Source organism: Asticcacaulis sp. MM231 (assembly GCF_964186625.1).
Classification (GTDB): Bacteria; Pseudomonadota; Alphaproteobacteria; order Caulobacterales; family Caulobacteraceae; genus Asticcacaulis.
The window spans coordinates 3,012,259-3,023,642 of the sequence record NZ_OZ075108.1 but is presented as its reverse complement, the minus strand read 5'-3'; the positions used below and the strand labels follow the sequence as shown (position 1 = coordinate 3,023,642).

General features: G+C 59.8%; 11 protein-coding genes and 1 pseudogene. 3 read left to right on the top strand and 9 right to left on the bottom strand.

Translation table 11 applies throughout. The features are described from left to right. Positions 1 to 186: 186 nt before the first annotated feature. Both ABQ278_RS14810 and ABQ278_RS14805 read left to right on the top strand, forming a co-directional pair. On the top strand, positions 187 to 729 hold the full coding sequence (locus tag ABQ278_RS14810) for a ClpXP protease specificity-enhancing factor SspB (protein WP_349320263.1): 543 nt from the start codon (positions 187 to 189) through the stop codon (positions 727 to 729). Positions 730 to 819: 90 nt separating this feature from the next. Next, positions 820 to 3,186 carry a serine hydrolase gene (locus ABQ278_RS14805; protein WP_349320262.1) on the top strand — a complete coding sequence of 789 codons (2,367 nt, stop codon included), beginning with the start codon at positions 820 to 822 and terminating at the stop codon, positions 3,184 to 3,186. Here ABQ278_RS14805 and ABQ278_RS14800 read toward each other — a convergent pair whose 3' ends face one another. From ABQ278_RS14800 to ABQ278_RS14765, 8 genes and pseudogenes are all read right to left on the bottom strand, one after another. Beyond that, positions 3,187 to 3,543: a RusA family crossover junction endodeoxyribonuclease gene (locus tag ABQ278_RS14800; RefSeq protein ID WP_349322176.1), complete on the bottom strand. Its 357-nt coding sequence runs from the start codon at positions 3,541 to 3,543 to the stop codon at positions 3,187 to 3,189. It abuts the gene before it with no gap. A 210-nt stretch (positions 3,544 to 3,753) separates the two neighbouring features. Then, positions 3,754 to 4,332: pseudogene (locus tag ABQ278_RS14795) on the bottom strand (peptidylprolyl isomerase); the annotation flags it as partial. 23 nt (positions 4,333 to 4,355) lie between these two features. After that, a complete protein-coding gene (locus tag ABQ278_RS14790) occupies positions 4,356 to 4,961 on the bottom strand; it encodes a hypothetical protein (protein WP_349320261.1) in 606 nt (201 codons plus the stop codon). A gap of 3 nt (positions 4,962 to 4,964) precedes the next feature. Continuing rightward, positions 4,965 to 5,153, bottom strand: a complete 189-nt coding sequence (locus ABQ278_RS14785) for a hypothetical protein (protein ID WP_018081247.1) — start codon at positions 5,151 to 5,153, stop codon at positions 4,965 to 4,967. Between the two features lie 52 nt (positions 5,154 to 5,205). Then, positions 5,206 to 6,459: a cytochrome P450 gene (locus tag ABQ278_RS14780; protein WP_349320260.1), complete on the bottom strand. Its 1,254-nt coding sequence runs from the start codon at positions 6,457 to 6,459 to the stop codon at positions 5,206 to 5,208. Between the two features lie 56 nt (positions 6,460 to 6,515). Beyond that, entirely contained in the window at positions 6,516 to 8,819 is a 2,304-nt protein-coding gene (locus ABQ278_RS14775) for a UvrD-helicase domain-containing protein (protein ID WP_349320259.1), read from the bottom strand. 220 nt (positions 8,820 to 9,039) lie between these two features. Further along, positions 9,040 to 9,273 carry a ribbon-helix-helix domain-containing protein gene (locus tag ABQ278_RS14770; protein ID WP_349320258.1) on the bottom strand — a complete coding sequence of 78 codons (234 nt, stop codon included), beginning with the start codon at positions 9,271 to 9,273 and terminating at the stop codon, positions 9,040 to 9,042. 159 nt (positions 9,274 to 9,432) lie between these two features. Beyond that, positions 9,433 to 9,630, bottom strand: a complete 198-nt coding sequence (locus ABQ278_RS14765; protein WP_349320257.1) for a DUF4169 family protein — start codon at positions 9,628 to 9,630, stop codon at positions 9,433 to 9,435. Positions 9,631 to 10,017: 387 nt separating this feature from the next. Between ABQ278_RS14765 and ABQ278_RS14760 the strand changes: the two genes are divergently transcribed. Next, a complete protein-coding gene (locus ABQ278_RS14760; protein ID WP_349320256.1) occupies positions 10,018 to 10,416 on the top strand; it encodes a YccF domain-containing protein in 399 nt (132 codons plus the stop codon). An 80-nt stretch (positions 10,417 to 10,496) separates the two neighbouring features. On the opposite strand, the gene ABQ278_RS14755 is transcribed toward ABQ278_RS14760, so the two are convergent. Further along, on the bottom strand, positions 10,497 to 11,348 hold the full coding sequence (locus ABQ278_RS14755; RefSeq protein WP_349320255.1) for an MCP four helix bundle domain-containing protein: 852 nt from the start codon (positions 11,346 to 11,348) through the stop codon (positions 10,497 to 10,499). Positions 11,349 to 11,384: the final 36 nt, after the last annotated feature.

Genomic DNA, 11,384 nt, shown 5'->3' with positions numbered 1-11,384 from the left:
AAAAAAACTGTGTTATATCCCCTTCTAGTTGAGTCTGGTTAATGAAAGTCTACCGAGGGGAAAGCCCCCCGGAGTTATATGTGGGTATATGGCTTTTTTAGCCCTTCACGGCAATTTGCTGTTTTGTTTCGGCGCAGAAGTGCTAAGTCTCAACGCACCTGCACACTCAAACGGAAACATGGATAGATGTCCGAAGATCAGATGATCGTCGACCAGATGGATTACGCCAACCTGACCCAGAACGCCCTGCGTGGCGTTATCCGGCAAGGCCTGCTGCGCGCAGCATCGCCCGATGGCCTGCCGGGCGAGCATCATTTCTACGTCACCTTCCTGACCCGTGCGCCGGGGGTGTCCGTGCCGCCCGACCTTCTGGCGCGTTATCCTTACGACATCACCATTGTTTTGCAGCATCAGTTCCGCGACCTGCGCGTCACCGATGATTTCTTCCGCGTCACCCTGACCTTTGGCGGCGCACCGAAGATCCTGACCGTGCCCTATACAGCGATTACGCGCTTCCACGATCCGCACGCCCAGTTCATGCTGGAGTTCGAGGTCGATGATCCGGCCGCCCTGACGCAGGACCTGGAAGACGGCGAAGAAATCGGCGATATCGTCGCTGAATTCACCCCGCCGCCGGCTTCGGACAACAAGTCTGCCGTTGCGAAAACCGAGACGGAAGAGGGCGATGCGCCCAAGATCGTCTCGCTCGACCAGTTCCGTAAAAAATAAAGCGTCAGGCGGCAAAAAAGACCGTACGTAAACTGCCAGAATCGCCTATTTTCGCCTCTGGGGTGCATGCGTATCGGGATTTAAGCACGGATGGCCAGGCGGGCTCTCAACATCGGACAAAATTTCAGGACGTTGACGCGCGGCGCGAGCCTCGCGCTGTCGCTTTTTCTCGCTCTGGGGTTTGCCGCGCCGGCGGTGCCGCAAACCACCGATACCGCCGGTCCCATACCGGAAACTAAACCCGCCGAACTCAAGCCCTATGTGCCGTCCAGTGCATCGGCGGAGACCAGTTCGGAAGCACCGAAACCGCGTCCGCGACTGAAGCCGCGCACAACCGTTATCCCGCCCAATCCCGCAGCGCCTGTGCGCACAACGCCGGCCAATCCGGATGCGCCGATCGGTTACGTCACCACGGTGCCGGGGGGCGTGACCGCCAGGCCGGCGCCGATGGTGGTGGCTTCCGGTCTGTCGCCGCGCGCTGGTCAAGTCTCTGGTCAAATCTCTGGGGCCGTGCCGGCCAGCACCCCGATCAGCCCCGACGATATCGAGACGTTCACCGACTCGGTGGTGCGCACCCTGATGCAGCGCGATCACGTTCTGGGCGCCACGGTGGCCATCGTTCAGGGCAATACGCCGCTGCTGATCAAGGGTTACGGCTATGATCGCCTGTCGCCCATGCGCCATGTCGATCCCAATACCAGCTTGTTCCGCATCGGCTCGGTGACCAAGACCTTCACCTGGATCGTGGCGCGTCAGGAGATCGAGGCCGGCCGCATCAAGCTGGACGCGCCGTTTGGTGACTACCTGCCCAATGATATCTACGCCCGCGATCCGCGTTACAAGGATATCACCCTGCGCGCCTTGATGGATCATACCAGCGGCTATGAAGACACCAGCCTCGGGCATCTGTTCCAGCTTAACGGTTCGCGCCTGATCGGGCCGGACAGCTATTTCCACCTGCACAAGCCGCGCCGCGTCCGCGAACCCGGCCAGTTTTCTTCCTATTCCAACTATGGCGCCGGCCTGGCCGCGCGCGCCCTGCAACAGACGGCGCGCGCCCGCGATGTGCCGACCCTGATGGAATCGCGCATCTTCCAGCCGCTTGGCATGGAGCACACCACCCTGCGTGAGCCCTACGAGATCGGGGCGACCAATCTGGAATCCCTGCCGGCGCCTTTGTCGCCGCAATTGACGCGCGATCTGTCGGACGGTTTTATCTGGGACGGCGCCACCTATGAGCCCCAACCCTTCGATCACGCCATTCCCCTGTCTGGCGCGCTTGGCGCGTCCTCGACGGCGCAGGACATGGCGCGCCTGATGGCCATGATGCTCGGCAATGGCCAGAACGACGGCATCCAGCTTTTCAACGCCGCTTCCGCCGACGCTTTCCGCCAGCCGCTGATGAAAATGCCCGAAGGCTATAACGGCTGGGCGTCGGGTCTGATGGTGCGCGAAAGCCCCGCCGGCTTCACCACCTATGGCCACGGCGGCGCGACCCTGTGGTTCAATTCTAACATGATCCTGGTGCCGGAAATGAACCTCGGCATCTTTATCAGCACCAACACCCAGACCGGCAGTGCGCTGGCCGCCAGCTTCCCCAACCTGTTGCTCGATCACCTGTCGGGTGATCTGGTGCGGCCGCCGCTGATGCCGCAACCGAGCATGGCCTATGAGCGCAACAAGGCCTATTACGACGCCATCAAAGGACACTATGTCTCCAGCCGACGTGCCTATGGCGGTCTCGAAGGGGCGATCACGCGCCTGCTCAACACGGTGTCGGTCACGGTCGATGCCGATGGCCGCCTGATCCTCAATACGCAGAACGGCCTGTCGGCCTTCGTGCCGGCTTCGGCGCCCGGTTTCTTCACGCAGCAGGACAGCGAGGATGGCGGGCCGGCGCAGCAAACCGGCGGGCTGCACTTCCTGTTCAACGCCGATGGCACCCATGTCAGCGCCTTCGAGACGGCCACCAATGAGGCGCGTTACGAGCGGGTGAGCTGGATTCACAATCCCGGCATGGTAACCGTGCTGACCGCCTTCATGATGGTGTCGTGCATCTTTGTCTGGTTATCGCTGGCCAAGGGGCCGGCGCGCCATGAGCATCCGAGCGAAGAGCAGGGCCGCGCCACGCTAATTTCGGCCGGCCTGTCGATCCTGTGGCTGGCGTCGATCTTCGTCTTCCATCACTGGCGCTCGCAACTGGCCGATGATCCCGGCGCCTTGTTCACCAAGTGGCCAAGCGGGCAGGTGCGCCTGGCCTCGACCCTGGCCTTCATCGCGGCGCTCGGCACGCTCTACCAGTTCGCCACCTACTACTTCGTCTATAACGAACGCGGCCGTCATGGTGATGGCTGGCCGATGTGGCAGAAGGCGGCGCATGGCGCCCTGCTGCTGTTCTGGGGCTTCTATATCATCGTGCTGACGGCCTGGGGCGCTCTGGAGCCGTGGAGCTGGTAATCAGCGCCTGATCGCGTAGACGCGGATATGGATCTGCTCACGCTCGCCGGGATGACGTTCGACCAGAAGACGCGCCACCTGTAAATCATCGTGGAAGACAAAGCCCTTGATGGCGTCGAGCAGGGCCTTGGCGAGGTTGTCGAGGTCCATCCATGGCGGATCGCCAATATGCTCCATGCGGATTTCTACCGCATAATCGCCCCAGGCCGCGCGTGAGCCGCGCCACTCCTTGCGGAAGAATTCATAAACCAGCGGCTTATAATATTTCGCCTGCGTGGTCAGGCCATCGATCACGATCTCGATGCCATCCGCCGTCTCGCGCGCCCGGACCTTGCCGGCAAGGATCCACTCCGTCACGGCATCACCCGCGCCGGCACGGTGACGTCGCAGATCGAGAAATCGGCACCTTTTTCCGCGCGCACGCGGTCGGTCAGAAGTCTTGAAGGCGGCGCTTTTGGTGTTCATCACCAACACCTGCGGCGGCGTTTTCATATCGGCCATGATCTGCACGTTTCGCATCGAATCCGGTTTAACGGGTGGCTCGCCCGGTGCCAGTTTTTGCAGCACGTCGCCGCCGATGATCACCTGGCCTGCCGGTGTGTAGTCGCGGTCAAGGCGCTGCGTCGGGGCCAGCATAAAGAAGATTTCAGCATTGGCGGAATCGAGCGGGGTATCGTCACGGCCCATACCCATCGTGTTGGTGCAGTAGCTGCCCCAGGCGTGGACGGCCTGATCGGGATTGGCGCCCATGCGCTTCTCATCTACCGAGACATAGGGCAGAGCGCCCATGAAACCGACGTCCAGACCACCGGGACGCGCCACGACCGTATGCGGCACATCAGCCTTGAGGCGAAAGCGAAATTCGGGCTTGAGGTTGGGCAGTTCGGTCTTGCCGCCATCGACATTGCCGGGATCGCCGGTCTGGGCCACGAAGCCCGGAATGACGCGGTGGAACAGCAAGCCGTCATAGGTGCCGCGCCGTGCCAGCAGCTTGATGCGCTCGACCGCCTTGGGGGCGACTTCCGGGTGCAACTCGATGATCAGCCGGCCCTTATCGGTATCGATGACCAGGGTGTTGTCCGGATTGACGGCCAGCCAGTCGGAGTCCGAAGCCTGGGCGGGCAGGGCAGGGAGAACAAGCGCCATGAGGATGGCCATTTTCAGAAGTGTCATGCGTTTCTCACCAGCCATTCGGCTATAAACGTAACGTCGTCATCATAGGTCAGGTCCTTGGGCTGCATCTGTCGGGCCGCCAGCATGACGGGCAGGTTTTTCATGAAGACCGCATACTCATCGGCAATGGCTGTGCCGCCGGGAACGGTCTTGCGTTTGGAGGCGCGCCGAAGCCATGCCGCCACCTCAATAATCAACTGACCGACATCATTATTGTGGGCGTGGATATCCTGACCGGAGATATCCGATATATATTTCTGATAGCGATAGGCTTCGCGGTCAAAAATGATCGCCTTTTTAAGCGATTGCTCCGCATCGCCATATTTTTTCGCCCCGAGAAACAGGCCCAGCTCCAGAGGCATGTTGAAGCGCGGGAGCGGCGGATCACCATCGGAGTCCGTCTTGGATATGTCGTGGATACCGTATTTGCAATCATCTATAATGCGGCAAATCTTGTCGAACCGGACATCGCCGCCGTCATCTTCCTCGCGCGCGCACCGCGGATTAAAGCCGCTGCGAATTACGGTGAACAGGATGGCCTTGAAAAAAGAATCATAATCATCCGAAAACGGACAGTTTATAAAAACGTCCTCGGAATTCATGGATCAGGCGCTTTTTCCCAAAGCTTTGGCCACGGCCTCACGCACTTCTTCAACCGTGAAATTGGTCGGTGCGCGAACAGGCTTCAGAATTTTTACACCATCCTTGGTGACGCCCAGCACCTCAGGCCGGCGCGTTCCGCTTGTGGAACGGCGCTTGGCGGCGGCCGATTTCTGGATCAGAGGCATATTCATAGGCTCAATATCCGCCTGAACCGGTAAAAAATCAAGGCGCGCCGCCAAAATATCACCCTGTCGCCACGTTCAGGCACGCAAGCCCCCGCACGCCCGGCACGGCGCGCCATTCCGGCGCGGGAGCCTCCACGCGCCGCAGGTTCGGGAAGCGCTCGAACAGTTTCAGCAGCGCCATCTGGCCTTCCATCCGAGCCAGTGGCGCACCGAGGCAGATATGGGCGCCGGCGCCAAAGGCCATGTGCGGATTGGGACGGCGCGTGATGTCGAAGCGGTGCGGATCGTCGAATGTGTCCGGGTCGCGGTTGGTGGCGATCAGGCTGACCACCAGAGCGTCGCCGGCGTGATACGGGCATCTGGCGATCGCTCCCTCGGTCTTTGGAAAGCGCGCTGTGAAGGAGATCGGCGGCTCATGACGCAGGATTTCCTCGACCGCCGGCTGGATAAGCCCCGGATCGGCCAGGATGGCGTCGCGCGCCTCTCTGTGATCGAGCAGCAAGGCGACGCCATTGCCGATCAGGTCGGCCGTGGTCAGGTGCCCGGCCACCAGAACGGCGAACAGGTTGTGCAGGATTTCGTTGTCGTCGATTGGCGCGCCGCGCGCCTGCGCCGCCAGCAGGTCGCTGACCAGATCATCACGCGGTTCGGCACGACGCTCGGCCATAAGCAGACGGAAATGACCGAAGATGCCGCGCCGGCCTTCCAGCGCCAGGTGCTCCTGCTCGGCGGACTTGGTCGGATCGAAGGCCAGTTGCCCGGCCTCGGTCCAGCGTTTCAGATCGTCCAGCGCCGCATCGGGGCAGCCCATCAGCGCGCCCAGTACCCGCATGGGTATCTGCGCGGCATAATCGGCCACCACATCGAAGGTATCGCGCCCCGTCAGGGCGTCAAGCCGTTCTGCGATGATGCGCGCCACCGTGGCCTGCAGGGCGGCGGCGCGTTTCAGGAAGGCCTCGGCGATGATCGTGCGCACACGGGTATGGTCGGCGCCATCGAGCGTGACGATGGAATCGTGGCGCCCGAATTCGGCCTCGACCGCCTCATTGAGGCGGCGGACATTGGCGATGACGGGGTTGTTAGGGGCGGCATTGTTGAAATTGCGCGACAGATGGGCGTCACGCAGGGTTTCGCGGCCGGCGGCATAGGATGTGATCAGCACCGCCGACAACATACCGTCGTGCTCGACCGGACGTGCGGAACGTTGCGGATCTAACAGGGTATGCGGGTTATCGCGGAAGGCGGGGTTAAGCTCGGAATATTCAAAAAGCATAAACCGTGGCGGCATCGGATGGGTAGACGCATCGGGCATGAAGGCGCTCTCCTAAGCGACCCCCCAGCCGCTATTCGCAGGTGCGAACCTAATGCTTAAGCCCGATCCACGAAACTGTCGATAACCTTCTTGTCGCCGCTGGTCTCAAAATTAACGATCAGCTTGTTGCCTTCGATCTCGACGATCAGGCCATAGCCGAACTTCATATGGAAGACGCGCTCGCCGAGCTTGAAATTTTTGGCCGAAGGCTTGGCGGGTGCCGGTTGGCGGTGCGGCGTCGGGCGCGCTTTGGGCTCCAGCCGGCGCATATCGACACCGGCCAGATCGCCGCCATAGGCTGGCACCTCGGCCTTCTTGGTGTAGTTCGGTTCATAGCCCGCGCGGTCCCATCGGCTTTGCTGCGATTGCCAGCCCGCCGACTGATAGCCGGTTTGCGAGGTGGCCTCGACGTTCTCGATCGGCAGTTCATCGACGAAGCGCGACGGAATCTGGTTGGTCCAGCGGCCATAGACCTGCCGGTTGGCCACGAAGCTGATCTTGGCTTCCTGACGGGCGCGCGTGATGCCGACATAGGCGAGGCGGCGCTCCTCCTCCAGCGATTTCAGCCCGCCTTCGTCCATCGAGCGCTGCGACGGGAAGATGCCTTCCTCCCAGCCCGGCAGATAAACGACGGGGAATTCCAGCCCCTTGGCGGCGTGCAGGGTCATCAGGCGCACGCTGTCGCCGCCATTGTCGCGCTCCAGGTCCATGACCAGCGACACGTGCTCCAAAAAAGCCGCCAGATCATCGAAGGCGGCCATCGAGTCGCCCAGTTCTTTGAGGTTGTCCAGCCGCGTCTGGCCGGAGGTCTTGTCGGCGCGCTGCATGTCGAAATAGCCGCTATCCGTCAGGACGGTATCGAGCAGGACGCTGGCCTGCGCGTGCTTGCTGAGATCGAGCCAGCGCGAGAAATCACGCATGAAGCCGACCAGCGGCGTCTTGGCGCGCGCCGGCAGTTCATCGGTCTGGATCAGGTCGCGCACGGCGGTCATGACCGATACGCCGGCGAGGCGGGCCTGTTGCAGCAGTTTTTGCACGGTGGCATCGCCGATGCCGCGCTTGGGCACATTGATGATGCGCTCAAACGCCAGATCGTCATCGGGTGACTGGATCAGGCGCAGGTAGGCGATGGCGTCGCGGATTTCGGCGCGCTCGAAGAAGCGCGGGCCGCCGACGACCGTGTAAGGGATCTGCAGCATGACGAAGCGTTCTTCAAACGCCCGCATCTGGAAGGAGGCGCGCACCAGAATGGCCATGTCGGACCACTTGCGCGGATCGTTATCGCGCGTGCCCTTGTGGAGACGCTCCATGTCCTCGGCCACGAACTGCGCTTCGGCGGCGCCATCCCACAGCCCCTGCACCTGCACCTTGTCACCGCCCTTTTCGTCGGTGAAGAGGGTCTTGCCGAGGCGGGCGGTATTGGCCTTGATCAGGCCGGCCGCGGCGCCCAGGATATGCTCGGTGGAGCGGTAGTTGCGCTCCAGGCGGATGATCTTCGCGCCGGGATAATCGCGCTCGAACTTGAGGATGTTATCGACCTCGGCGCCGCGCCAGCCATAGATCGACTGGTCGTCGTCCCCCACACAGCACAGGTTGCGGTCTGCGTTGGTCAGCAGGCGCAGCCACAGATACTGCGAGACGTTGGTGTCTTGATACTCATCGACCAGGATGTATTTGAACTTGCGGTGATAGGTTTCAAGAATGTCCGGGTTTTTCGTCAGTATTTCGAGATTGTGCAGCAGCAGATCGCCGAAATCGCAGGCATTGAGAATGCGCAGACGATCCTGATAGGCCTGATAGAGCTTGATGCCCTTATTGCCGCCAAACTCTGCGCCTTCACCGCCTTTAATTTTATCCGGTGTCAGGCCCTTGTTCTTCCACTGGTCGATCTGCCAGGCAAAGGATTTCGGCGTATAGCGCTTCTGGTCGATGCCTTCCTGCTCGAAGATGGCCTTGAGCAGACGCACCTGATCGTCGTCGTCCAGAATGGTGAAGCTCGATTTCAGACCGACCAGTTCGGCATGGCGGCGAAGGATCTGCGCAGCGATCGAGTGAAAGGTGCCGAGGTTTTGCAGGCCTTCCGCCGAGGCGCCGACGAGCTTTTGCGTGCGCTCGCGCATTTCGCGGGCGGCCTTGTTGGTGAAGGTGACGCACAGGATTTCCCACGGCCGCGCCAGCCCCTGTCCGAGGATATGGGCGATGCGCGTGGTCAGCACGCGGGTCTTGCCGGTGCCGGCGCCCGCCAGCACGAGCACGGGGCCCTGCACCGTGCGGACGGCGGCTTCCTGTTCGCTATTGAGCCCGGTGAAGAGATCGGGCTTGACGGCAGCCATCTGGCTTATGGTGGGGGACGTGGTCATGCCCCTCAGTTAATCGCAGTTGGCCGCCGCGCCAAGTGACAAATAGCGCCGATCACAGAAATTGGCACAAAAAGTGAACAATCTTTTTGTTGCGCGGGGCTGGACATTGAAATCCAGCTCCCGCGTAACGCCGTTATGTTTTAGAGTTTAAAAAAACCACTGTTTCAACTCTGGCGCGTTTTATGGGCCCAGTGTCGAAGGGGAGACAGTGGACGGAAACTCAGGTTTTTTTGCGTTTGGCGCCGGCGCTTTGCACGTAGGCGAGGGCTGACAAGCGGCAGAAAGACGCCAGAAGGCTTTCTCCGCGCTTGGAATTGAGTTCGGCGATCAGTGCCGCCAGACTGATTCGGCGATCCTTGGATATGGTTTCGAGAACTGTCCAGAATTCTGGTTCCAGCGCTACGGATGTGGCATGGCCCGCCAGGTTGACGGAGCGTTTCTTTAAGCCAGGCATAGTTTTCTCCCTGTGTCATGAAGCCCCGCCGCCACTAAGTGCCTTGGGTAAGGTATGCCCCTATTCACAGCGAAGGTAGGGTTGTTCATGTTGACCTCTGTTATTGTGTAACCTTGTTATCTGGTAGTTAGTCAAATCTGTGTTTTTTATTGTTAATCGTCAACTCTTTTTATTGTCGCTGTCAATCTTCAGGCGCTTTTGGGCCAGTTTATCAGCATCGACCTTTTGTCTGGCTTTTTCCAGATTTCTAACCTTGGTTGAAAGGCCGTAAACGATGCGGTTTTCCGCAGCTTTGCTGGCTTCACGCTGTTTTATCTTGGTTTTTCTTGCCTTGTTGAGATTTATCAGCTCAGCCATAGTGCGCCTCCGTTACGTCGTAGTCACATTGAAATTGTCTGCGTACAGACATTTATCTGTACCGTACCGTTCAGTTTTAATAGTTAATCATTCGCAATATCAAGTAAAGCTGTATACGTTTTTACAATCTTGATCTTGCCGTTGAAAGCGTTTCCAAGCATTGATGTGTATATCGGTATATATATCTGTAATTCTATAGTATATTCCTTCATGTCGGCTGTGTCCATAGATCTATAGGCAAATCCCGGTATCCCGATATAGCGTCAACGGTAATAGGGGGCACCATCCGGGTCGGCTAAGCCACGCTTACTCATGACGGAAATTTAACATGACGCGCGACGCAAAGCGCGCATACTTGAGGCTGCCATCCCTTTATAAGGTTATCCCATGACGCTTCTGCTCAATATTCTTTGGTTTATCTGCGGCGGCTTTATCGCCGGGTGCCTGTGGCTGTTCGGCGGGCTGGTTCTGGCCTGCACCGTTATCGGCCTGCCCTGGGCCTTTTCAGCCTGGCGAATCGCCGGCTTCGTCTTCTGGCCCTTCGGCAAGCAGATTGTCGATCGTGAGGCCTATACGGGCGAAGCGGCCATAGGCGGCGGCTGCCTGGGCGTTATCCTCAATATCATCTGGTTTGTCTTCGCCGGCTGGTACATCGCCCTGGCGCACGTGATGGTCGCCATCGCCGAGGCCGTGACCATCATTGGCATCCCGTTCGCCTTCAAGGACATCCAACTGGCGCAACTGGCTCTGGCGCCGGTCGGCAAGATGGTGGTCGATAAGCCATAAATGGACGCTCAAGCGCCGCATGGCTCACGCCAAACGGTGCGGCGGGCTGTGACCTTCCGCCTACGCTTTGGAGGCGCGTCCTAATCAAGCAAAATTTCGCGCAGTTTGAGCTCTTTTTCACGGTCGGCCTGTGCCTTGGCGGCGGACAGTTGCTCGGCTTCGATGGCGCGTTCCTTGAGCACGGCCAGGGCGCGCCAGACCGAGGACACCTCGTCTTCACCCTCGCTCTCCGCTACCGGCACATCTTCATATTCGCCCTTCGACGTCTTGATAATGGCGGCGGCCAGATTGCGTAGCGGGTTGGTGATGAAATGCGCCACGATCCACAGCGACAAGGCCATGATAGCGGCGATACCGAGCAGGGCGGTCAGCAGGAAATCGCCCGCGCGCTTTTTGCTGTAGCTGTCTGCTTCTTTCTGCGCCGCGATGAGATCTTTCTGCGTGCCCTGAACGAGGGCGTCGACTTGCGCCTGAAACGCGATGCGGTCGGCACGATTGCCATCGCTTAAGCCACGTGCGCCGGCGATATCGCCTTTAGTGGCCAGTTGGGCCACCTGGCGGCGCAGGGCGATGAAGCCTGCCATCTGGCCGGAGATCGCCTCAAGACGTGGCTTTTCCGCCGGTGTCGAATCGGCTTTCCATTGGGCCAGCAGGGTCTGCATTTCGTCGAGATTGCGGTTCAGACTGGTGACGAAGCTTGTCAGTTCCTGAGGATTGCGGGCAATATAGATGCCGCGTGTTTCCATAACCGAATTACTGATCAGATGATTGAAACGCTCACCGCGCCACGCATGATCATAGGCGTGATCATACTGCTTCATCATGCGATTGTAGTCGCCGATGGTGATGAGGCCGAGCCCCGTAACGACAAAGGCCATCAGGGCAAAACAGCCCACCAGAATCAAAACACGTGTGCGAATCGACACAGCCATACTCCCCAGTCGACGGGCCTATGGCCCTGAGGGGCC

Bases quoted from the DNA above. Each gene is read 5' to 3' on its own strand.
- ABQ278_RS14810 (WP_349320263.1), top strand. From the start codon at position 187: ATGTCCGAAGATCAGATGATCGTCGACCAGATGGATTACGCCAACCTG.
- ABQ278_RS14805 (WP_349320262.1), top strand. From the start codon at position 820: ATGGCCAGGCGGGCTCTCAACATCGGACAAAATTTCAGGACGTTGACG.
- ABQ278_RS14790 (WP_349320261.1), bottom strand. From the start codon at position 4,961: ATGAATTCCGAGGACGTTTTTATAAACTGTCCGTTTTCGGATGATTAT.
- ABQ278_RS14785 (WP_018081247.1), bottom strand. From the start codon at position 5,153: ATGAATATGCCTCTGATCCAGAAATCGGCCGCCGCCAAGCGCCGTTCC.
- ABQ278_RS14780 (WP_349320260.1), bottom strand. From the start codon at position 6,459: ATGCCCGATGCGTCTACCCATCCGATGCCGCCACGGTTTATGCTTTTT.
- ABQ278_RS14775 (WP_349320259.1), bottom strand. From the start codon at position 8,819: ATGACCACGTCCCCCACCATAAGCCAGATGGCTGCCGTCAAGCCCGAT.
- ABQ278_RS14770 (WP_349320258.1), bottom strand. From the start codon at position 9,273: ATGCCTGGCTTAAAGAAACGCTCCGTCAACCTGGCGGGCCATGCCACA.
- ABQ278_RS14765 (WP_349320257.1), bottom strand. From the start codon at position 9,630: ATGGCTGAGCTGATAAATCTCAACAAGGCAAGAAAAACCAAGATAAAA.
- ABQ278_RS14760 (WP_349320256.1), top strand. From the start codon at position 10,018: ATGACGCTTCTGCTCAATATTCTTTGGTTTATCTGCGGCGGCTTTATC.
- ABQ278_RS14755 (WP_349320255.1), bottom strand. From the start codon at position 11,348: ATGGCTGTGTCGATTCGCACACGTGTTTTGATTCTGGTGGGCTGTTTT.